The 22,321-nt window shown below is 43.4% G+C and carries 25 protein-coding genes; 20 read left to right on the top strand and 5 right to left on the bottom strand.

Going from position 1 to position 22,321, the window contains the following annotated elements; all coding sequences use genetic code 11:
* Nucleotides 1-432 precede the first annotated feature (432 nt).
* Entirely contained in the window at nt 433-891 is a 459-nt protein-coding gene (locus AC58QC_RS25540; RefSeq protein ID WP_497417866.1) for a GNAT family N-acetyltransferase, read from the top strand.
* Between the two features lie 50 nt (nt 892-941).
* Nucleotides 942-1,652, top strand: coding sequence for an SDR family NAD(P)-dependent oxidoreductase (locus AC58QC_RS25545; RefSeq protein ID WP_497417867.1), 711 nt, complete (start codon nt 942-944; stop codon nt 1,650-1,652).
* A 69-nt stretch (nt 1,653-1,721) separates the two neighbouring features.
* On the opposite strand, the gene AC58QC_RS25550 is transcribed toward AC58QC_RS25545, so the two are convergent.
* Both AC58QC_RS25550 and AC58QC_RS25555 read right to left on the bottom strand, forming a co-directional pair.
* Nucleotides 1,722-3,062 carry a UDP-glucose dehydrogenase family protein gene (locus AC58QC_RS25550; protein WP_497417868.1) on the bottom strand — a complete coding sequence of 447 codons (1,341 nt, stop codon included), beginning with the start codon at nt 3,060-3,062 and terminating at the stop codon, nt 1,722-1,724.
* Between the two features lie 21 nt (nt 3,063-3,083).
* Complete coding sequence (locus AC58QC_RS25555) at nt 3,084-4,232, bottom strand: glycosyltransferase family 4 protein (RefSeq protein ID WP_497417869.1); 1,149 nt, start codon at nt 4,230-4,232, stop codon at nt 3,084-3,086.
* A gap of 170 nt (nt 4,233-4,402) precedes the next feature.
* On the opposite strand from AC58QC_RS25555, the gene AC58QC_RS25560 reads away from it, so the two are divergent.
* The 5 genes from AC58QC_RS25560 to AC58QC_RS25580 all read left to right on the top strand — a co-directional run bounded on the left by AC58QC_RS25560 (nt 4,403) and on the right by AC58QC_RS25580 (nt 7,409).
* Nucleotides 4,403-5,200 carry a VOC family protein gene (locus AC58QC_RS25560; protein WP_497417870.1) on the top strand — a complete coding sequence of 266 codons (798 nt, stop codon included), beginning with the start codon at nt 4,403-4,405 and terminating at the stop codon, nt 5,198-5,200.
* 46 nt (nt 5,201-5,246) lie between these two features.
* Entirely contained in the window at nt 5,247-6,167 is a 921-nt protein-coding gene (locus AC58QC_RS25565; RefSeq protein ID WP_497417871.1) for a DMT family transporter, read from the top strand.
* The gene (gene fosB, locus AC58QC_RS25570) at nt 6,164-6,586 is read left to right on the top strand and encodes a metallothiol transferase FosB (RefSeq protein ID WP_497417872.1); all 423 of its coding nucleotides are present in this window, start codon (nt 6,164-6,166) and stop codon (nt 6,584-6,586) included. Before AC58QC_RS25565 ends, fosB begins: the two co-directional genes overlap by 4 nt.
* Nucleotides 6,583-6,984 carry a VOC family protein gene (locus AC58QC_RS25575; RefSeq protein WP_497417975.1) on the top strand — a complete coding sequence of 134 codons (402 nt, stop codon included), beginning with the start codon at nt 6,583-6,585 and terminating at the stop codon, nt 6,982-6,984. Before fosB ends, AC58QC_RS25575 begins: the two co-directional genes overlap by 4 nt.
* 89 nt (nt 6,985-7,073) lie before the next feature.
* Complete coding sequence (locus AC58QC_RS25580; RefSeq protein WP_497417873.1) at nt 7,074-7,409, top strand: helix-turn-helix domain-containing protein; 336 nt, start codon at nt 7,074-7,076, stop codon at nt 7,407-7,409.
* Between the two features lie 322 nt (nt 7,410-7,731).
* Here the strand turns inward: AC58QC_RS25580 and AC58QC_RS25585 are convergent, their stop codons facing one another.
* Nucleotides 7,732-8,610: a LysR family transcriptional regulator gene (locus tag AC58QC_RS25585; RefSeq protein WP_497417874.1), complete on the bottom strand. Its 879-nt coding sequence runs from the start codon at nt 8,608-8,610 to the stop codon at nt 7,732-7,734.
* Nucleotides 8,611-8,718: 108 nt separating this feature from the next.
* Here AC58QC_RS25585 and AC58QC_RS25590 point away from each other — a divergent pair, with 108 nt between their 5' ends.
* From AC58QC_RS25590 to AC58QC_RS25640, 11 genes are all read left to right on the top strand, one after another.
* On the top strand, nt 8,719-9,999 hold the full coding sequence (locus AC58QC_RS25590; protein WP_497417875.1) for an adenylosuccinate synthase: 1,281 nt from the start codon (nt 8,719-8,721) through the stop codon (nt 9,997-9,999).
* 101 nt (nt 10,000-10,100) lie between these two features.
* The gene (locus tag AC58QC_RS25595) at nt 10,101-10,553 is read left to right on the top strand and encodes a YoqH family protein (protein WP_497417876.1); all 453 of its coding nucleotides are present in this window, start codon (nt 10,101-10,103) and stop codon (nt 10,551-10,553) included.
* Nucleotides 10,554-10,659: 106 nt separating this feature from the next.
* Nucleotides 10,660-11,073 carry a hypothetical protein gene (locus tag AC58QC_RS25600; protein ID WP_497417877.1) on the top strand — a complete coding sequence of 138 codons (414 nt, stop codon included), beginning with the start codon at nt 10,660-10,662 and terminating at the stop codon, nt 11,071-11,073.
* A gap of 81 nt (nt 11,074-11,154) precedes the next feature.
* Nucleotides 11,155-11,613 (top strand): RidA family protein, encoded by a 459-nt coding sequence (locus tag AC58QC_RS25605; RefSeq protein ID WP_497417878.1) that lies wholly within the window; start codon nt 11,155-11,157, stop codon nt 11,611-11,613.
* A 34-nt stretch (nt 11,614-11,647) separates the two neighbouring features.
* Nucleotides 11,648-12,118 (top strand): NUDIX domain-containing protein, encoded by a 471-nt coding sequence (locus tag AC58QC_RS25610; protein WP_497417879.1) that lies wholly within the window; start codon nt 11,648-11,650, stop codon nt 12,116-12,118.
* An 18-nt stretch (nt 12,119-12,136) separates the two neighbouring features.
* Nucleotides 12,137-13,051: a sugar phosphate isomerase/epimerase gene (locus AC58QC_RS25615; RefSeq protein WP_497417880.1), complete on the top strand. Its 915-nt coding sequence runs from the start codon at nt 12,137-12,139 to the stop codon at nt 13,049-13,051.
* 48 nt (nt 13,052-13,099) lie between these two features.
* Nucleotides 13,100-14,731, top strand: coding sequence for a hypothetical protein (locus AC58QC_RS25620; RefSeq protein WP_497417881.1), 1,632 nt, complete (start codon nt 13,100-13,102; stop codon nt 14,729-14,731).
* Nucleotides 14,732-14,794: 63 nt separating this feature from the next.
* Nucleotides 14,795-15,319: a DUF6886 family protein gene (locus tag AC58QC_RS25625; RefSeq protein ID WP_497417882.1), complete on the top strand. Its 525-nt coding sequence runs from the start codon at nt 14,795-14,797 to the stop codon at nt 15,317-15,319.
* A gap of 26 nt (nt 15,320-15,345) precedes the next feature.
* Nucleotides 15,346-15,714: a VOC family protein gene (locus AC58QC_RS25630; RefSeq protein ID WP_497417883.1), complete on the top strand. Its 369-nt coding sequence runs from the start codon at nt 15,346-15,348 to the stop codon at nt 15,712-15,714.
* 171 nt (nt 15,715-15,885) lie between these two features.
* Nucleotides 15,886-16,650 (top strand): sugar phosphate isomerase/epimerase family protein, encoded by a 765-nt coding sequence (locus tag AC58QC_RS25635; protein ID WP_497417884.1) that lies wholly within the window; start codon nt 15,886-15,888, stop codon nt 16,648-16,650.
* 113 nt (nt 16,651-16,763) lie between these two features.
* Nucleotides 16,764-17,690: a methylenetetrahydrofolate reductase gene (locus tag AC58QC_RS25640; protein ID WP_497417976.1), complete on the top strand. Its 927-nt coding sequence runs from the start codon at nt 16,764-16,766 to the stop codon at nt 17,688-17,690.
* Between the two features lie 82 nt (nt 17,691-17,772).
* Here AC58QC_RS25640 and AC58QC_RS25645 read toward each other — a convergent pair whose 3' ends face one another.
* Nucleotides 17,773-20,403 (bottom strand): WD40/YVTN/BNR-like repeat-containing protein, encoded by a 2,631-nt coding sequence (locus AC58QC_RS25645; RefSeq protein ID WP_497417885.1) that lies wholly within the window; start codon nt 20,401-20,403, stop codon nt 17,773-17,775.
* 203 nt (nt 20,404-20,606) lie between these two features.
* Here AC58QC_RS25645 and AC58QC_RS25650 point away from each other — a divergent pair, with 203 nt between their 5' ends.
* Complete coding sequence (locus AC58QC_RS25650; protein WP_497417886.1) at nt 20,607-21,152, top strand: GNAT family N-acetyltransferase; 546 nt, start codon at nt 20,607-20,609, stop codon at nt 21,150-21,152.
* Nucleotides 21,153-21,177: 25 nt separating this feature from the next.
* Here AC58QC_RS25650 and AC58QC_RS25655 read toward each other — a convergent pair whose 3' ends face one another.
* Nucleotides 21,178-21,495, bottom strand: a complete 318-nt coding sequence (locus tag AC58QC_RS25655) for an AbrB family transcriptional regulator (RefSeq protein ID WP_497417887.1) — start codon at nt 21,493-21,495, stop codon at nt 21,178-21,180.
* Between the two features lie 164 nt (nt 21,496-21,659).
* On the opposite strand from AC58QC_RS25655, the gene AC58QC_RS25660 reads away from it, so the two are divergent.
* Nucleotides 21,660-22,316 carry a hypothetical protein gene (locus AC58QC_RS25660; RefSeq protein WP_497417888.1) on the top strand — a complete coding sequence of 219 codons (657 nt, stop codon included), beginning with the start codon at nt 21,660-21,662 and terminating at the stop codon, nt 22,314-22,316.
* Nucleotides 22,317-22,321: the final 5 nt, after the last annotated feature.

The raw sequence follows: 22,321 nt of genomic DNA on the forward strand, positions 1-22,321 counted from the left end.
AAAGGATCCATGGCTCTTTGGGTTACCTTTCACCAGTTCAATTTGAAAAAAACTATTACAGAGTCGTTGGTTAATTCTCTTAGCGAGTGTCTACTTAGTTGACAGAGGTCCTTTTCGGGCGTTAAGTGCACAGCGCGAGCGAGAGATCGCGCGGAAACGAAGCGTTAACGCCCTTTTCGGGCGTTAAGTGCATCGCGCGAGCAAGAAAACGCGCGGAAACGAAGCGATAACGCCCTTTTCGGGCGTTAAGTGCCCCGCGCGAGCGAGAAAGCGCGCGGAAACGAAGCGTTAACGCCCTTTTCGGGCGTTACGTGCACCGCGCGGAATCGAATGGGACAATTGGGATACGCAAACAGACGAATTATTTGAGAAGTATGCATTGATTTGTAAATTGGCGGTTGAGAAATCTTGCTAAGTTAGCGAGGGTATGAGATGGTAAATGTTCGTTTGGCTACATTAGTTGATGTTGATGAACTTGCACAAATGCGCTGGGATTTCTCAGAAGAAGATAACAGGAGCGAGGCAAACTTTGAGGAGTTCATCTTGATTTGCAAAACATTTTTACTTTCAGCAATCACAGGCGGTGACTGGTACATTTGGGTTGCAGAAGTGAATGACGAGATCGTCTCACATATGTATCTTCAATTGGTACATAAAGTACCAAGACCTGGTAAATCGTTAGATCCCATCTTTGGATATGTGACCAATGTATATACACGTCCAGCGTTTAGAAATAAAGGCATAGGGACCCAAATTCATCGAGCTATGGAACATTGGTCAAATGACAATCATGTCGAGTTTCTTATACTATGGCCAAGCAGCCAAAGCGGTGAGTTTTATGCGAGAAATGGGTTCACTCGAAGTGAGGAAGCTTTGGAGAAGCATTGGTGATTGTAGTAGGGTTCGATCCTAAAATGAACGAGTAGCAGGAGGTGCTTTGAATGGTTAAACATGTATACATCATTACGGGGGCCTCAAGTGGGTTAGGGGCAGAAGTATCACGACAGTTGTTGTCGGAGGAAAATCAGGTATTCGGATTATCGCGGACGGTGAACAAGGATATTCAACAACTTGCACTTGTTGCAGGATTTAGCTATAAATTCATTTCTGTTGACCTCACACAGGTGGATACTATAGAAGCAATCTTATTGGAGATTATCGAATCAATGAATGCGACAAATATTGAAACGATCACGCTTATTAATAATGCTGCAACCGTAGTCCCAATTAAAAATATTCAAAATTGTTCGCAAGTTGAAATTGTCGCATCCATTCAACTCAATCTGACTTCTCCGATTATTCTTACTTCTAGTTTTATAAGAGCAACGACTAACTGGACTACTAAACGAACGATTGTTAACATCTCATCAGGCTCGGGGCAATATCCAGCAAGCAGTATGAGTCTATATTGCGGGACGAAAGCTGCGCTGACCATGTTCACGAAATGTGTGGAGCTTGAGCAAGGCGTAGAAGCGAATCCTGTTCGGTTACTTACAATAGACCCAGGAATGATGAATACGGGGATGCAACAAACAGCACGAGAAACTGTTTTCGAGTTATCGCGTTATTTCACAAAACAGCAAGAAGACGGGAATTTAGTTGAACCAGAGGCTGTTGCGCGGAAAATATTACGAGATATTGTAAATATTTGATACTTTGAATTGAAGCTGATACGCTTGCAGCCAAAGACTTTTCTCTCGTCTTTGGCTGCAGTTATAATATTAACCTGCCGAAATAGACTTCATAATTCGTTCCTGCTCATGTTCGCCACTTCGTACCACTGATCTACCAACAGGCAAATAGATAACATCATCTATCGTCATCAACCTCGATATCACCTTATCCGATAAGACATTTCGGCCGTCAAGCAGGATACGCTGTTGCATCAACTGAACCATAAGAGCCCAATCCAATTCGGCGAATTGCGGCCATTCTGTCATGATGATGAGGGCATCAGCACCGGCCGATACCTCATAAGCAGAATCCATCACCATGACGCCATCCATCGAAACATGTTGAACGACTGGATCATAGGCCTGTATATCAATACCATAGAGGTGACAGAGCTGTACCAAAGTGAGAAATGGCGCATCGCGCACATCATTGGTATTCGGTTTGAAGGAGATTCCAAGCACACCTAATCGCTTTCCACGAGGATTCCCCCATTGCGAAATGAGCTTATCCAGCATCTGCGGGATTCGCTCATCATTGATTTGAGCTGTTGCTTCTAGTAAGGGAAGCGAGCGGCCAATTGCTTTTCCGGAAGTTAGCAGGGACTGTAAATCTTTGGAGAAGCAAGATCCTCCGTACCCAACGCCAGCCTGCAAAAAGTGAGGACCAATGCGTCGATCCGTGCCTACGCCTTGCATGACTTGGCGAATATCCGCGCCATAGCCTTCACATACATCAGACATCATATTAGCAAATGAAATCTTCATAGCAAGGAATACATTGGATGCATATTTGACAAGTTCCGCACTGCGTCGATCACAGACTTGAATAGGGGCATCAATCCCTTTGTATAATTGGCGAAGAGCTGCTTCTGCTTGACGTGATCGACAACCGATTACGATACGATCGGGATTCATAAAATCGTTTACAGCACTACCTTGTCGTAAAAATTCCGGGTTAAATGCCACCTCAGTCCGGAGTCCTGAAGCAAGTAGACTCGTCTCAAGCTTATCGCAGGTACCCACGGGAACTGTACTTTTCATAATCAAAAGAGGAGGACAGACGCCACCCAGCATCAACTGGGCAACCACATCCTCCACTTGACTAAGATCGGTCTGTCCATCCTCCCGAGTAGGGGTTCCTACAGCGATCATAAGAGCATCGGCTCCAGCTGATGCTCTTGCTATGTCGGAGTCGAAGAACAAGGTCTCATTGCTTCTACATGCAACAAGCATTTCTAGCAGTTCAGGCTCCCAATTGGTCAATTTATTTACTTGTAAGCCTTGGATCACATGTTCACGATCGACCGCTGTTACCATATGCCCCAGCTTTGCAAAACAAACAGCAGCCACCAAACCGACGTAACCCGTTCCTATGATCGTTAATCGCATGTGTGATCCCCCTTATATTGACTAGAATCCTGATATCTTCCCAAAGCGGCGGAAATCAATAATCTGCTCATAATCATGAAGCAGTTGATCAAAGATGGCATCCCATGAACGCTCGAGAGCGAAATTTCTGGCTTCTGTGCGAAAGCTTGTCATGCGATCAACATCATCCACCAATGCACAAATTTCTCGAACAAAAGATTCCGGCTGACGCGGTTCACATAGTACGCCTGTTTCACCAGAGAGCACCATTTCTCGCACACCGCCGCTGTTGGCAGCAACTACTGGGAGCCCAGAAGCCATAGCCTCTTGTACGACATTCCCAAATGTTTCCGTACTGGAAGGGAAGACGAAGAGGTCTGCGGAAGCGTAAATCTGTGCAAGCTCTTCGCCATTCTTATAACCTGCGAATGTAACATTTGCGGGTGCTTGTTCACGCAGTTCTGGAAGCTGTGGTCCATCCCCTACAATAAGCCAGTGAACGCGATCTTTCACGGAGGCTGGCAAGAATCTCATGATGGCCGATAAGGTGTCGATGTCTTTTTCAGGAGCAATTCGACCTACATATAAGAAAAGGAAGGGAGCTGTAATACCATATCGTGCCCGAACTTCATCGCTCTTCTTATCAGGTGTATATAAGGAGCAATCTACACCACGCGACCAGAGCAATAGGCGATCAATACCTTGATTTTGCAGGGTGTTTATCGTATCCTGTGACGGCACGAAGGTAGCATCGCAGGAGCTGTGAAACCATTTCGTATAACTCCAATAGAGGGGGACAGCAGCCTTCATCCGGTAATAGGTCAGATAACGATCAAAGTGAGTATGGTAGGAAGCTACATGTGAAATGTGATGCTTGCGAGCGTAATGCAGGCCACATAAGCCGAGGTTAAAAGGGGTTGCCAGATGAAGTAAATCTGGACGAAATTGGTCGAGCTCAGAACGTATGGCTGCAAGGTTGGGTAAGGCTAGGCGACATTCCGGATACAGGAAAAAGGGGATGCTCGTAATGGAGCGAATGTGATCGGAGTACACCATATCTGCTGTGCTTTTCGGTGAAAAAACAAGATGCTCGACCCCACGGCGATTCAAATAATCTGTTAGTCGCCCAAGCGTGAGTGCAACGCCGTTCATTTGAGGAACAAAAGTGTCGGTAAACAACGCGAGACGCATATGAATCCCTCCTGTAGTTCCAATTTAACTTTAGCGTAGCAAGTGAATATTCGGGGAATATCATTGGAATATGAAGGTTGTATAAAATAATATGATTTGTACTTTCGAAACATAGATGTATACTAAGTCTAACAACATAAATAGAGACTCCAGAAAGGGTGTGACTAGCCATGATTACTCATTTTGCTGAGCTGCAACTACCTACGGTATCCCTTCAAGGCGTGAAACAATTTTATCAGGAACAGTTGAAATTCCAAGTGATCTCGGAATCCGAGCATGAGATTAGCTTCCAGCCTACCGCATTTTTCACATTGACATTTAGAGAAACGGAAGTAGCTTTACGTCCTGCGCACTTTGCCTTCGAAGTGCCTTTTTCTGAATTTGATACTGTTGTTAGCGAGCTTCGAGCGACGGGTGTTATTCTTTTAAAATGGCCAGATGGCCGAACCATTGACCATTTCGGAACCGGGAAGAATGTGTACTTTCGTGATGGTGACGGGAATTTACTAGAAATCATTGCTCATCCTTATGTAAAGGAAGATATTTTGACAACTAATGGGGATCTGAAAATCTTATACTTGCGAGAGATCGGATTTCCAGTGGACGATGTAGCAGATTTTAGACAGTTGATGGTATATCTCTTTGATTTCAAGTTGGATAAAGTGTCGGAGAACTTTAGCTTTGCGATTGGGGGAACCGCACATGCGGTAATTCCGTCGAAGAAGCGTAAGTGGATTCCAATTGCAATGACGGCTTTACAACCAGACATGATTGTTACGTTTGGGGTAAGCAGCATGGCGTATTTGCAAGAGATCGTAACCAAGCTGAATGCTAAAGGGATACTATTTGAATGGAAAGAGGATGACCAGCTATATTTTAAGTTAAATGAGTATAACTTCTATTTAAAGCTAACAAATTTCCTAGAAGATGTGCCTGTTCGCTTGAATTTACCATTTTCTATCATGTAAGATTAGGGCTTACAAGGAACATAACCTACTCTAGGAGCAAACGATTTTGATAAAAAGTGAAAAGAAATTAAACGCATCCCAGAGCCCCTTTGTACTCATGCCTATATTATTGTTGATCTGGGGATCAGTTGCAGCAGTTAGTAAGCTTGTTTTGAATGAATTAGACAGCTATCAGGTATTATTTTATATGTATGGCATTGGCGTGGTCATATTTGCAGTCATTTTAGTAGTCAAAGCGCAGTGGAGCACCTTCCTGTTGTGGAGGTTTTCAGAGTGGATGTTGGTGCTTGCGTGTGGAGTATTTACGTTCTTATATGACTTTCTCTATCTAAAATCACTAGAACTCATACCAGCTGTAGAAGCGTCCATGTTGAATTATTTATTTCCGATTTTTATCGTGGTATTTGCCATTCCGATCCATAAGGAGAAGCTGAATCGGTACAAAACCCTCTCCATTGTTATGGGGTTTATAGGAACGATCCTATTAATTTCGAAGGGGAACTTCGCCAATCTCAGCTTTACGAACATAAAAGGTGATTTGTTCGCGATTCTTGCAGCTGTGAGCTGGGGTTTGTTTACGAATCTTGTTAAGAAAAATAAGAAGGACATGCTAATCAGCACCTTTGTGATCACGGTAGTAGCCTGGTTATTGGCGATTGTGGGCATGCTGGTATATTCACAGGGAACTTTCCTTCAAATGACGGATTTCTATGGCGTATTATGGCTATGTCTGAGCAATATCGTTTTCGGATTTTTTCTGTATTTCAGGGCTTTGAAGTACTCGTCAGCGTCACTTATCGCGAGCTTTACCTTCTTTGCTCCTTTTGTAACACTTGTCTTCATCATGATTTTGTTAGGGGAAAGGCTGACTTGGATGGACGGTCTAGCAGCGGTTCTCATCCTGTTTAGTGTCCCGGTACAGAAGCTGGGGGAAGTCATCAATAAGCGAAGGGAGATAGTTTCATGAAAATAGGAGCGATTAATCATTTGCTTTTTTCAGTGTCAGATTTAGAGCAATCGATTGCCTTTTATCAACAGGTCTTTGGGGCTAAGCTGCTGGTCAAAGGAAGAAATTTAGCCTATTTTGACTTGAACGGGAACTGGTTGGCTTTGAATCAAGAGAAGGATATTCCCCGTCATGACATCCAATATTCGTATACACATATTGCGTTTACAGTAGATGAGAATGATTTTGAGACTATCAAAGAAAAGCTTATTCAATTGAATGTATCGCTGCTTCCAGGTCGAACACGAGACGAGCGAGATAAAAGATCCATTTACTTTGCAGACCCAGACGGGCATAAATTCGAATTCCATACAGGAACGTTAGAGGACCGACTATCCTATTACAAAGAGGATAAGTCTCATATGGTGTTCTATGAATAATAGGCCTCATTCATCATATTGAGCTTTATGTCTCCGATTTGAAGCGGTCCCTAGCATTCTGGGGATGGCTGTTAGATGAATTAGGGTACCATCTGTATCAAGAATGGGAACGCGGGCAGAGTTGGAAAATCGGTGAAACTTATATCGTATTTGTCCAGGCGGAGGAAAGGTTTATGGAGATCCCGTATCATAGAAGCCGCGTCGGGCTTAATCATCTTGCTTTTCATGCAAATTCACGAGATCAAGTAGATGAGCTGACAACGAAGCTTTCCGAAAAAGGAGTGCCCATTCTGTATGCGGATAAGCATCCTTATGCTGGAGGTAAGGATTATTACGCCGTTTTCTTTGAGGATCCGGATCGTATCAAAGTGGAGTTGGTGGCGCCTGCTTTGTTTTAAGGGAGATAGAAGTTGTTTTTCTAGAGTTCAACTAGTAAATACTGGTGCTTCATTGCATTATTAAGGAATTATAAGAGCAGGAGGAACTAATGAAAAACTATATAAATGCACTATCTGTAGCCTTTCTAGGAGTTTGTATCCTAGTAGGATGTTGGTTTATTTCAAATCCCGATCAACCCAATGCCGTCGATGCTATTACTCCTACTTCTAGTTCTAAACCTCAGAATCAACTTTTAACTCGTTCAGAGTTAGCCGAATATTTAGGTATTAGTGAAGCAGATATCAATAAATTGGGGCCGAAGCCAATTGGGAATGGAGTAACATCAAGTCAACTTCCGTATGTGAAAATAGGTAAGACAATGTATTATTCAGTAAAAGCTATTGATAATTGGTTATCAAAGGTTGAAGCTGTGACTGTAGAATAATATAAAAAAAGCAAGTCCAATTCACAGGGCTTGCTTTTTCAGTTTATGTTGCGATTAAGATAATGAAATGTGCTTATTCGTCTGGTGAAAGCTGGTTAGGGGGACATAAGCAAGGTAGAAGTGCTTATCATTCGCTTATTCGACAAGAATGGGACCTATCGAAGTAAATAAGCATTTTCGGCGGTCTTATCTAGGGGGAATGGCAGTAAGGAGAGAAGATAAGCAAGTTTATCTTGCTTATCTTCTCAACCGCAGTCCATTGAGAGCTCAGCCTGAAGTGAGCAAATTTGAATGAGCCGCAGCTTCGATTTTGTTGGTGAAGTCAGGGCAACAATGCCATAAAAGACTTCGATGCCGCCGAGAGTGGAACACCTCGAAGGGTGGCGAGCCCTATTTTACGCGCAGGGATTGGCGGGGTTAGCGGAATTTCGAATAAGTCGCCAGCAGCGAGCTCCTCGGACACATAATTTCCGATTACAAAAGCGAGTCCAAAGCCACGTTTGGCAAATTGCGCAAGTAGATCGATGCTGCCAAGCTCGAACTCGGGCGAGAGGGTAACTCCGTTGGAGGTAGCGTAATCATCGATATAGCGCCTCGTGCTTGCTCCATTTTCCAATAATAGCAAGGGGTATTTATGCAAATCTGCTAGGGTTAACGGACCTTCTGCCAACCCGGCAAAAGCCTTCCCACCGACAAGACAGTCCTGAATCGAAGAGCTTTCACGGAAGTCAATCTGCTTGTCCGAGGCTGGAAGGCTGACGATACCGAAATCGATTTTGCCTTCCTTGAGTAATGCCAAGGTTTCAGGTGTTGTACGGTTCGTAACACGGATTCGAACTCCCGGATACTGCTCATGGAAAGCTTCTAAATACGGTAAGAGATAATACTTGCACAACGTATCGCTTGCCCCGATGTTGATTTCCCCGCTATGTAAGCTATGCATGTCAGCAATGGCTTTTTCACCGATTTTCATAAAGCTGAAGGCCTGCTCGACGTAACGAAATAAGACTTCTCCCTCAACGGTTAACGTGACTCCTTTAGCCGTTCTGAAGAAAAGTTGACCTCCCAACGAGGCTTCCAGCTGTTTAATCGTATGACTAACTGCGGGTTGGGTGATATGCAGCTCTTCAGCTGCTTTCGATAGGCTGCCTGTCTTCGTGGTCCAATAAAAGACACGATACCACTCTAAATTAACCTCCACACACATTACCTCACCTTATATCGGATATTACTTATATCAATTATTCTAATGTCATTGACGCTATTATAATAAGCTTTGTAAGGCAAAACAAGTGTGGAGGCGTTGGATATGACAGTAACTGCGATTGTTGGAGCGAATTGGGGAGACGAAGGGAAAGGGAAGATGACAGATGTGTTAGCGGCACAATCATCTTTCGTTGTTCGGTTCCAAGGTGGGAGCAATGCAGGGCATACGATCATTAATGAATACGGAAAATTCGCGTTGCGCATGTTGCCATCAGGCGTGTTTTATTCTCATGTTACGAATGTGATTGGGCCTGGAACGGCACTGGACATCGATATATTGCTAGGAGAAATTGATGAACTTGCAGCAAGAGGTGTGCCCAATCCGAAGGTGTGTATTTCTGAGCGGGCGCAAGTGGTTTTGTCGGTACATCAACTTTTCGATGAGCTAGAGGAAGAGCGCCTTGGTGCTCATGGCTACGGCTCAACCAAGCGCGGGATCGCACCATTTTACGCAGATAAGTATGCAAAGTTGGGCATTCAGGTGGCCGATTTATTTAACCAAACTCGGTTGCAGGAACGACTCGAGCATTTGCTCACGGCGAAAAATGTATTACTAACGCATCTATATGGACGTCCGGCCATCCAGACGGATGAACTCATGGAGCAGCTGTTGAGTCAAGCAAAACGAATAGCTCCATACGTGTGTGATACGACAACACTTCTCCAACATGCGAATGCAAATGGAGCGCACATATTGGTTGAGGGTCAGCTTGGTGCATTGCGAGATCCGGATCATGGTATTTACCCATATTCGACTTCGTCTTCAACCCTCGCAGGCTTTGCTCCAGTCGGTGCCGGACTCCCTGCCAGTGCGATTTCGAATGTGTTCGCGATCGTTAAAGCTTACTCCAGCTGTGTCGGAGCAGGTCCTTTCGTCTCGGAGTTGGAAGGCAGTGAGGCTGAGGAATTACGTCGTCGCGGCGGCGATGCCGGGGAATATGGTGTAAACACGAAGCGCCCTAGACGGATGGGTTGGTTTGATGCGGTTGCCACGAGGTACGGGTGCATGCTGCAGGGAGCGACGAGTGTTGTTTTAACAAATCTGGATGTGCTAGGATACTTGGATGAAATTCCGGTTTGTGTCGGATATGAATTAGCGGACGGGACGATCGTTGATCGGTTTCCAGTCACCGCTTTGATGGATTCGGCTAAACCTGTTTTAACTCTAATGCCAGGTTGGAAATGCGATATCTCACAAGTGCGACGAATGGAGGAACTTCCAGAAGCGGCAAAGTCCTACATCAATTTCGTAGAATCCGTAATCGAGGTAAAGATTACAACGGTTTCTGTGGGGCCAAGACGGGAACAAGTTATTCAACGATAACGACTATTTATTTCAGCCACCGTGAGGTGGCTTTTCAAATAAACATCATAGGAATTGGCGAAGTGGGAAAAATAACCACAAAACATTTGTGGAGGGTTCTTGTGAAGAAAATTATTGTAGTTGTGTTGATTGCGGGAAGTGTCCTGATTCGTCCAGAGCAGGGCAAAGCTGATGTACCCATGCCATGCAGTGCCGTTCTAGAACCAGTAATTGCGGACAATGCCAATGCCAAAGGAGCAGCGCTCGTCTACAAAGTGAAACTAACGCCAAGCTTTCCTCGTACCAGTATCAGCATGCTTGCGAATCATCTTCCTGTGCCATTTTCAATAGGAGATTATGATGGGTATGAAGGTTTTACTTATATTCAAAATGAGATTAGTTGGCGGTTCAGATTATACCCAACGCCTCAGGAAGGTGGTCCGACATGGGCAGGGAGAATCGATGATATCACGGCAGATTTAACGAATAGTACGATGGAGGTTCGGCTTTCGAATACAAAAACGGGGAGGTTGGGACCCGTGATTTTAACAAGCCCGATGAATGTTTGTAAATAATTGAAATGGGTTGCAACTTATCCGTATTAACATCGTCTAATGAAGTGAATTGTTAAATTTTGGGTTAAAATGAACCAACGATAAATTCATTTTGCGAGGCGATGCTATGAAATGGTTGAAAACTCTAATCTTACTTGTAAGTTTTAGTTGTTTGGCTGGATGCTCTGCCTATGCTGCAAAAGGATCGAGCCATGAGGTGAGTACTCAGCATCAAGATGAATTAAAGCCGATCGTAAAAAAACTTTTTGCTGAGAAATTAGAAAAGGAAGAGGAATCCACGGTATCCGCAGGCAGAAGAATTTTAAATTATAAGATTCATGATGATATGCAAATTTTAAAAAATGATGAGGGTACCTATTATATTGTCTCCTATGACACATTGCCGGCTTCTCTGGATTTCATACTTGCTGGCGGTGGTGAACGAACTGAGGATGGTTGGATCAAAAACCGAGTTCTTTATGTTACGCTTCAGAAGACTGAGGGAGAATACCAAATAAAGAGCTTGAGTTCTGGGCCATGAAGAGTAAAGATGAAATAGAGAGTATGACGAGTTCATTATAAAGCGTTTACTAGAAACTAAACAATTTTAGGGGGACCCAACATGCCAGAACAAACCATTGCTCAAAGATTAGAAGCACTAGGAATCGTACTACCCCAGGCAAGTGAACCAGCAGCGAAATATGCCAACTATGTGAAAGTGAACGGGCTTTTGTTTGTTTCAGGAAAAGGACCCTCGGGCAGCCCAAAAGGGAAATTAGGTAAGGAGTATACTACCCAAGAAGGGTATCAATTTGCTAGACAAGCTGGCATAGAGATTCTCGCTGTTCTGCAATCTGCTGTAGGTTCTCTGGATCATGTTAAAAGAGTTGTTAAACTACAAGGATTTGTTAACGCAGTTCCTGAATTTGAGGAGCATCACAAGGTGTTGAATGGTTGTTCGGATGTTATGTTGGATGTTTTCGGCGAAAAGGGGATGCACGCGAGATCTGTCTTCGGGGCTGTTTCGGTTAGAGATAACCTGCCGATTATTGTGGATTCTATTTTTGAAATTGAAGAATAAATGAACGACTTACCTTAATTTGGGAGGGGATCATTTGAATGTCCGTTGTGGCGTGAAAGGTATTGTCATTATGAACCATCGATTACTAACCATCAAGAAACATGATGACAGGTTTGGTGCTGATTTTACTTTACCTGGTGGTGGTCAAGAGCATGGTGAGAATCTAGTTGAAGCGCTTAAGAGGGAGTTTCTTGAAGAAGTAGGCTGCCACATATCGGTGAAACAATTCGCCTTTCTTAGAGAGTATATAGGTAAAAATCATCATGGCAGCTCTTCCGTAGATCCCAATACGCATGTCGTGGACCACATCTTTATTTGTGAAATCGTTGATGAACAATTTGTTGGAAAGGGAACAGCTCCCGACGAGGATCACATGGGCATTGAATGGATTCCAGTAGCAAGCCTCAATGAATATAGGTTTTTCCCAAAAGAATTGATTCCTCAGCTCGTTCAAATTGCAAATGGGAGTATACCAAATGGACTTTATTTAGGGGATATAAATTAGACCAGGGAGCTGCCCTTGATGAACCGATTCATGATTGGTCAATATGGAAATTTTGATAAGAACAAATATAAACGGGACTTCCGATGCGGTTTTTTCGGGATAGAAGCCTGCTTATTTGATCCGGAGGAAGATGTTCAGTTCCTAGTAAATGAGTCGAAAAAGAACGACTTTCATGTTGGTATTCATTTTCCTTTACGCTCTAGTTTATCTAAAGCTAGGGATGCTTTATTCCTTGCTACTACTCTCGAAATTAGAAATTCAGCATTTGATTGGATTCAAAACGAGCTAGATTACCTCACATGTCTAAGGCCTACATACATTTTATTTCATTATCCTAAGCCTGTCATATTAGACGAGCGAGTAGATTGGAGTCAATGGAGATTTTCAGACGAATCAGAGTATATGTATGAAAGTGAGATTTCACTTGAGGAATTGATCGAGCGGACAGAGGCACTATTTCAGTGGCTTACTAGGAAAGGCGAAGCGTATGATTTCATTCCTGTTCTGGAATTCGATGCGCTGAATCGAACCATTTACGAAACGAATTTCCTAGACGACCTATTGTCGAAATACCCTGCAATAAAGCTATGTCTAGATACGGCAAGACTGTACTTGCAGGAAAAGCTGGATCCATTTTTTGATGCTAAAAAAGTCATTCGTAAATTTGCTCGTTTTGCCTATTCGGTCCATCTGAGTAATGTACAAGTAAATGAAATCATATCTAATCATCGTCAACCTGTCTTACCTGAGCTCGATCCTCATGATGGCTGGGCACCAATTGATGAATATCTTGAGATTATTGCCGAAGAAAACGATCATGTGAAAATTATGTTTGAGCATCGATCGGATTTAATTAGTGATGAGCAATTGAATCAATGTTATCATTGGGTTGAGTGTTTATTGAACAATGGAAAATTAACGAGCGAAACATGATCTATTTTCATATAGGTCAGTAAGAAAGCTTTGGAGGTAATTTGAAAAGTGAAAAGAGCAAGATGGAAGTTGTTTACGTATGTGCCGTTTCTAGCAGCCTTTCTAGTCATAGGATTGGTTCAAACATTCATGCTGGCGAATGAAAATGTGAAGCCATATCCGGAGCCGTTCGGCCGAGCAACGGAGTTGTCTCAATTAGCTACACTCGGTGAACCCGTGCAAATGGTTGGCGAGAGCAGCTTTACGTATCGAGCTGGGAATACGCTCGAAAATGTCACAATTGATGACGAGGGGCGGAATAGCTCGGAGACGCGCAGTTTGCCTGATGCTGGTTCATTCCGTTCCTATAAGCTGATTAGTAAGGATCATGTGATCTGGATCGGAGACGACAATAAGCTGTATGCGAGTGAGTGGAAGAGCGGTTCATGGTCTCCCAAGAGCGCAATCAATGAAAATGAGATCACAGGAATCCAAACGGTAAATAGCTCAAAAGGGGAAAGCGTCCTCTTGGCTTACAATGAATCAGCCCTTTATGTGGGCTCATTTCATCCGAATGAAAAGCTGAGTTGGTCCAAACTCGAAATAGCGAATATGAAGCATATAAAAGGTGTGATTGATACCTCTGGCGGCAGCCTTTCCCTAGTTTACGCAGTAAATAAGGAAGGGAATGAATCTTTTCACTACGCAAAGCTAGCATCTGATTCATGGAAGCTGCTTACGCAGAACAAACTGAAGGACTTGGAATTTGTATCAAGTAGTTTGGATGACATGGCACTAAGTGTTCAGGGTTCAACTTTGATCACCGTGTATACGACCAGCTCACGCAAATCTGGAAAAAGTACATTACATATGATTACATTCCCGCCCAATCAACCAGACAAGGTGCAAGATGAAATCCTTAGCATACCTGTTACGAAGGGGATAGATTCCGATACGATTTTGCATCCCACGTTTACGCATTCTACTTCTGATGAAGTAACCCTTGTGGTATCGTCGGTTTATGAGAAGAATAGACGTCAAACAAGTCAAGAGGTTTATAAGGTTGGTTTTAAGGATGGTAAAATGATAGATGCCACTCGAATCAGTCAATTCGGCGGTTTCGCTACTTATCCAATTTATGCTGCGAATAAAGCGAGTTCATTAGCGATTTGGCTGGATGCCGTTAATACGGGATCATTTCGTGTTTACTATGCTACTGATCAGCTTCCTTATGAAGAGCGAATGAACAGTATGCGAGGAGAAGACTTACAAAATGCAGCTGGAAATTTACCGCTCTTTTGGGGGATTGGCGTTCTCACGGCACTAATAAGCTTAAAATGGATCTTATTACCTGGCCTTTATTTAGTCGTCATCAGTGTATTTTGGCAATATCATTATGATGAGTATGCGAAGAGGCATTTTGGAATATCACTCGCGATGTATCTGGTGGTGAAGACGTTATTTATCGGAGATTACCGAAAGACAATCGCGCTACAGGTGATGCCAGATTTCTTGCAATCGGTGTGGGTTAGTTTGCTGTTACTTCTCATTTTTGCCTCGATTTCCTACCTTTGTACTCGTCTTTGGAGAAATGGACTGTCTGAACGGAATGTTGGACTGGAGATGTTCTACTTCGTTGCTCTTGATGTTTTCATGACGAATATGTGGTATTCGTTCTTTATGTCGCCGGCAGCTTTGTAGGTATTCCCATGCAAATATATACAGGTGCTATTGTCTAGTTGAAGTTATTAAGGGGGAGCAGAAGTGAAGTTATTTCACGTCAGCGAAGAAAAAGACATTCCTATTTTCAACCCTAGAATTCCCACAAGAAAAGATCTGGACCCGGAGAAAGGGTTGGTATGGGCGATCAATGAGAAGTGCTTGCCCAATTTCCTAACACCTCGGAATTGTCCGAGAGTCACCTATCATTGTCACTCAGCAACCACAGATGAGGATAAAAGGCACTTTATTTCATCGAGTTCAACGAATCATGTCGTGGCGATTGAGCATAAGTGGTTTGAGATCATGAAGAATACAACGTTATATGTATACGAATTTGATTCGTCAGATTTTTATTCGCAAGATCCTAGTGCGGGGTACTATGTGAGTGAGAAATCACAAGTTCCTATACATCGTATTGAAATACGAGATTTGTTCGGTGAGCTATTTAGAAGAAATGTGGAGGTTCGAGTCATAGACAATTTGTGGGATCTATGTGATAAAATTCAGCAGACGAGCTTCGATTATTCGATGTGTAGGATGGGTTTTGCGGAACAGCGACTCAATTGATAAAATGAAGAAAAGGAGGTGTTGTTATGAGCAGGATTTTAAGATTTGAAATGCAGGCAGCAGATCCTAATCAACTCATTGAGTTCTATACGCGAACTTTTAATTGGGAATTCACGAAGTTTCCAGGACCGCAAGATTATTGGTTTATTAAAACCGGAAGCAGTGATGTTCCAGGCATTGATGGGGGATTATTGAAGTCACCTGATGGCTTGACCCGAACCATTAATTCCATTGAGGTTACTTCGATCGATAATTATTTAACAGCAGTTACTTCGAATGGAGGAACGATTGTTGTTCCGAAAATGAGTATGCCTGGTATGGGCTACCTGGCTTATTTTACGGATCCTAGTGGAACGATTGTAGGGATTTCACAAGCGGATTCGAATGCACGTTAAAAAGAATACATAATTGCTAGTTGGTTTGAAGGGCTGCCATAAGGCAGCTCTTCTTTTCGTTTAAATACGACAGTTTATATAAAATAACCATGGTTTTGGATAAATTCATGATCCTAATTGTTGGGATATTTTGTTATATTGGAGTTGATATAACGATTGGGAGGAATGTTCATGTACACATTTGGATGGTGCAGTGGAATTCAGGATGCCGAAAGACTTCAACAACTGGGCTTTGACTATATTGAATGTGCGCTCGTATCATTAAATTTAGAAGATGAAGCAGATTTCGCGGCTAAGCTTCCCTTGTACTTGAACAGTCCGCTTCCGGTACAGGCGTTCAACATATTTTTTCCGGGAGACTTGAAAGTAGTGGGTCCAGAAGCGGATGAGGAACGAATACGACGTTATGTCCACAAAGCTGCAAACGCTTTAAATAAGATCGGAGCCAAGACAGCCGTACTAGGAAGCGGGAAAGCGCGTCATATTCCGGATGGCTGGGAGCGAAATCGTGCAGAGCAACAGCTTCTACAACTACTAGCATTGATCGGTGAGGAGTTCCAAGGAACAGGTGTTAATTTAGCTATTGAGCCATTGAATGACAAGGAATCGAACGTCATTAACACAGTCTCGGAAGCGGCTATGTTTGCCAAACAAGTAAACCATCCGTCCATTCGGATTTTGGCAGATTTCTATCATATGGATGAAGAGCAGGATCAGTTACATACCCTCATCGAAAATAAAGATTGGCTTCAGCACATTCATCTTGCCGATACAGGACGATTGTCGCCGGGGACAGGGCAGTATCCGTACGATCAATTTGTTACGGCATTGAAGGCTTCAGGCTACACTGGGATGATTTCAGCAGAGTGTAAAATTGAAGATCCAGAGAAGGATTTTGCTGCTAGCTTGGCTTTTTTGAGAGGAAAGTTCGTTTGATGATCGTATCGATAGGAAAGGAATTCGCTAATTGGGGTCGAAAATATAGAATACCGAGTAGCTAACTGTGATTTCTCTTTTTCGGATATTAGGAAGATAAGGTTGTGACGCATATGCTAAAAGACAAAATAGTTAGAAGAGAAACAGGGATCATGACCTACGGGATGACGCCTCCTAAGGAAACGCAATCGCTAGAGAAAATGGCTGAGATTTCACAAAAGCAATGTGAACGGCTCCAGAAGCTTCAAATAGATGGCTTAATTCTCTATGATGTGCAGGAGGAAAGTGATCGGATTGATCAAAATCGGCCTTTTCCTTATTTGCAAACGGTTGACCCGACTACTTACAGTAAGAAGTATTTAGCGGAATTAAATATCCCGAAAATTATCTATCGGTGTGTTGGCAAATATACAGAGGAACAATTGTCTGAATGGATTAAAGCTGATCTAGATGAAGATCGGTTTTCCGTCTTTGTCGGGGCATCTTCCAGTAAGCAAGAAGTAAGTATGGGGCTGCCAGAAGCTTATGAGTTAAGCAAAAAGCTGAATGATAAGCTAACTTTAGGCGCAGTCGTCATTCCTGAAAGACACATGAAAAAAGATGACGAGCATCTTAGAATGGTTAGTAAAATAGCGAGCGGAAGTCGGTTTTTCATTTCTCAGGCAACCTATAATGTGGAAGCATCGAAAAACTTCTTATCTGATTATTACTATCACTGTAAAGAAAATAAACTAGACATGGTGCCGATATTAATGAATATTGCGCCTTGCGGATCCACAAAAACTCTGGAATTTATGAAATGGCTAGGGATTAGCATACCGAAATGGTTGGAAAATGATTTAAAATACTCTAATGATGTCTTGGATAAATCAGTAGCGGTTTCCAAGCGAATATTTGAAGAAATTTTCGAATTCGGCCTGGAAAAAGGGATTCCAATCGGGTGCAGCGTTGAAAGTGTCTCCACACGAAAAGTTGAAATCGAAGCTTCGATTGGGCTCGTACATGAGATCAAAGCCATGATGGAGAAGAAAATGCGGTAACATTTGTTTTTTGATTGTATTCATTAGATTTAAAAGCTGCCGACTCTCATAGAGCGGCAGCTTTGTCGTTTCTACTCATTGACTATTTTCGTTCCGGTTCGTCCCATGTTCTTCCACCATCATTCGTGACTAAGACGCTGCCGTTCAAAAGCACCCAACCGTAACCAGCCGTACGAAGGTAAAATTGCGTAGCATTTTGCAATGAAATATTAGACTTGATTGTTTGCCAATTTGTATGGTTATAGGTATCCATTGTGTAGATGGTTTTGCCGTCCTGAGAAATCGCTCTGCCCATGAGCAAGTCATCGAAGTGCAACACCGGAATGTCTTGCACGTCATCTAGTCGATAAGGAAGAGGTGTCCATGTCTCGCCGGCGTCTCTGGATTCATAGAACACATATGTTTTCTTACTGTCCTGTACGAACTCGGCGATGAAAATAGCGTGATAATCGCTTTCCTGATCGAAAACGGGGGGATAGGCGTTGACGTAGCCACTCTGCAGATCGACGGGGATGTCGACATGTTGAAGAGACCAGGTTTGGCCGCCATCCTGTGTGCGGTAAAGCGGAATCTCATTTTGTCCACGGTTCATCGCGGTAATCCAACCTTCCTTCGCCTTGCGATAGCTGATGCCAGTTGGGTATCCGCCTATGCCTGCGTTTAGATTACCTATTCGTATCCAGGTTTTACCTCGGTCGTCGGTTCGGTACAGCGATTTCAACATTTGTCCTGCCGCAGGTGAAGAGGTCAGCATGACATAAGCAGGGTCATAGTAAAGATTGGCTAAGAACGGCGTTACATCAGAAGAAGTTTCCCAAGTCTCAAGCGTTGGCAGCGCCCCGGTTTCCCAGCCTCCGTCATATAGGGGATGGGTGGCAATGAGCTTTGGTTGTTGTGCATCTGTGAGGTAAAATGCATAGCCCCAACTTGGATTGTTAAAATCTGCTGCAATCAAGCGATCCTTCTCGCCGATTCCATCAGGTATAAAGACATCCCATGTTTGCCCCTTATCCGAGGTTTGCAGCAGCTTCCCGTCGCGCCAACTGAAGCCTTCCGAACCTTGCATGCCGAGAATACGGGGGAGGCTCTCTCTGTAATCGACATAAAAACGGGCAACATCGATGTAGGGATTGTATTGACGTGGAGCTGGAATGGACAAATCAGAGCGAAGTGTAACTCGATATCGTCCAATTCCATGAAGAAGTGGTAGTGGTGCAGTAAATTGCGCATCTTCAAAAGGGATTGACGCTGTCTCCGGTTCAATCCAGCCGCCACTGTCCTCCTTTTCGATCACAGCGTGTAGACCCGTTCCTTGTGCTCGGAGTACGGTTCCCCTAAGCTCTATCTTGCCGCTATTTGTCTGAATCAAGCCGTTTTCTGGCGACGCCAAGGTGATCGAACTGAAGCTGCCCAATCCAGTCGACAAATCACTGTAATTGATAACGGGATTCAGCAGGGTAGGTGTAAGGGTATTGACGAAGGTGTTACTATACAAAATTCGTTTGCCGATGTGATACACGATCTGGATTTCATTGTCACCTAAGTCATGCTGCACCGCGGATGAAAATTGGTATACCGGTGACCCAGTTGCTGATGTTTGTTCCATTAACGATGTAGAAGAGTTACCTCCGGACTTAGTGCCGTCCCTAGTAACGGACATCGTAAGATTCGGCATTTCCATCGTACTTGGTCCAAAGAACAGCCCTTTTAACGCGTACCAATAGTTGTTCGTATGCGCTGAAACGCCGAAATCCTTCACATTGAAATGGGCATAATCAATGTCCAGTTGTCTAGTATCCGAATGCCAGATACCAGAATATCCGAATAATTGCTTCAGATCATACTCGGACACGTAGAGTTCCCCCTTACGCGATATGGTAGGAAAGGTCAATTTTTCCTCGTTGGTTTTACCATTAAACCAGTACAAACTGACTGTATCGAGGTTTGGATTTATGTGAAATCCATAAGTTTTGTCATACAAATAAAGCCCGTTATCTTTGGGTTCCGTCTGATAGTTAAGTAATTGTGCCATTTTCGATAATGAGAGCATCGCTCTTCCGTCTTGACCGAACCCAATGAGGTCATCTCCAACGAAAAGTCCGTCATCCTGAAACTGAATGGACATGCGATTGCTCGATATTTGTTCTACCTGTAAGGGGTATTCGACACTTTGGGCTGCCAACGGATCAGTAGTCAAGTTGGTATCCGAGAGGAAGGAGGCTGTGTGTAATTGTTCGTTCCATTCGAGTCCGCCAAGAAGAGGGGTAAGATCTTGCAGGAACACGGCCGTTTTGCCGTCTACATTGTAGGAAGGAATCTCTTTGCCTAGGGCAAAAGTATGAATATTGGTTGAGAGCACGTCAGCGATTTTGTTGCCAACCCCTACCTCGGTAAAGCCGTGGTCAGGATAGTCACTCGAAGCTTCTAATTCGTTATTGTCTGGGAAAATGGAGACTTGTCGCTTGTTCGGTTCCCAAGCGATGTGAAAGCCATGTTTGCGCAAATCTTCCACATAAATAGCGGTTTTTCCGTCGATATTCATCGATCGGATGGCAGCTCCATTTACGAATGCGCGAATATCTGTTGTAACCACTTTACCGACAACCGTTCCAACGGGCAGCTCGTTAGCGTGCACATCGGTAAGAGGGAGAGGAATGATAACCATTGCCGCACATAGAATCGCAGCTAAACCTGCAATTGATTTACGTCTCATTGAAGTTAATTCTCCTTTATTACGAAAGTAGGAACATTCAATTAAACGCCAAAAAAAGGAAAAAGTTGCATAATCAAGCATAAAGAGTGCTGAATTTATCACAGGGATAGACTTCTGTTATGATAAAGTAAATAGTTTTTCTGAGGCTACGAAAATTCATGCTGAAAATGCGGTAGAATTTGCTCTAGGGGAGTACGAAGTGGATGGTTTATGAAATAACAACAATATGGGATGAAGCTCTGTGGCTGAAAGCAGAGGAAGTATATAACGCAGCCTTTCCTAAACATGGAAGAAAGAATCGAGCTCTGATTCGCAGCATGTTTGAAAGAGGAATTTGTGTGCTGCACACATGGAGCGATGGTTCAGATGTGGTTGCTATGGCTTTGACTGCATGGAATCAGAAGGCCAAACTCCTAATTATCGACTATATCGCGGTTCGCCAAGCGCAGCGTGGTAAAGGTGTGGGTTTGGCGTGTATGCGTGACGTTCGAAATTGGGCAGAAAACGAGGGCTGCCGAGGCATCGTCATTGAGGTGGAGGCTGAAGCTAGCACGGAAAATGAGGAACGGATTCGATTCTGGCAAAAGGCCGGATTTCTTTTGACCGAGTATGTACATACTTACATTTGGGTCCCAGAAACTTATCGGGCAATGTACTTAAGATTAGGTGAGTTCCAACAGCAAGATGGGAGACAATTATTCACTTACATTACTGAGTATCATGAGCAAGCCTACCGTGTAAAAGATTGAAATCGTAAAATAGCCCACTCCTTGATCAGGATGGGCTATTTTTGATCACGCTTTTAGCAGCGCTGTATTTGAATATTATGCGCAAGAGTGGTGGCACAGCAAAGAAAATGAAAAATGTACGAAATAATTGATAGCCGACAACGACGGATAAATTCGCATTAATTTCGTGGGCAATAATCCCCATCTGATCCATGCCACCTGGAGCGAGGCTGAGCAGCCAAGGAATGGGGATGTGCAAGAGGTTGAACAAGTATCCGCCTGCAAGGGCAGTTATCAGGGCAACGATCAGCTTAAGAGATTTATTGAAGGTAACCGTAGTTGTACCGATAAGTCCATTCACCACCTTGTCAATACTGTACGAATTTTAGCACGGTTATTTTTTGCATTCAAATCAATAGATTTGCATTGATAACTAGTGAATAAACTTCCTATTATTAAACTAATCAATGTAGGCAAAAAAAGAGCCAGTAGATCAAATTAATACGATTAGTCAAAGGAGAGTCATAGATGATTACAAGATGGATGTATCGGGCCGAGTGGCAAACTGGACAAGAGGCTGTTGGCTTGAAGACCTTGGTGTTAAACGAACAAGCACAAAAGCTGGTAAAACAAGGAGAACTAATGACTGCTGCAGCTTTCAGTTGGCGAAATCATGTATTCCTTTATTATGAGTGTTTGAACCGAGAGGTGTCACCTGATGAGATCGCAGGGGCCGCGGTACCCTTTTTAAAAGAATGGCCGGGACAAGAAAGTCTTCGGAAGTGGATACGTATGATTGATGTGTTTCACTTTAATGAGCCAGCCAGTTATGAACACTGGTTAAGAAAAGACCCTGTTGTGACTCGGGTAGGGAGGGTTGCCCATTTGAAGCCTGAGATGATGAGCAGTTATATCTATTACCATTATCAGCTGCAGGAAGAGCGGGCTTTCTATGGGGACAAATATGAAATTATTGCGATGCATGAGAATCTCTTATTTGGTTATCAGGAATTTCCAAAGGTCATAGAGGAACCTGTTGTAAAGGGGCGTTTGAATACCAAGGGGACCCCCGAGAACTGGAACGATTCACGAATGGACTTGCATTTTCAGCCATGGAAAGAGGATGGACATTTGTATTTTAAACCGATTGAACAAGTGTTTGCTTATTATATTGGTGATCTCTAGTGTCA

It is taken from the genome of Paenibacillus sp. J22P51, assembly GCF_059692215.1.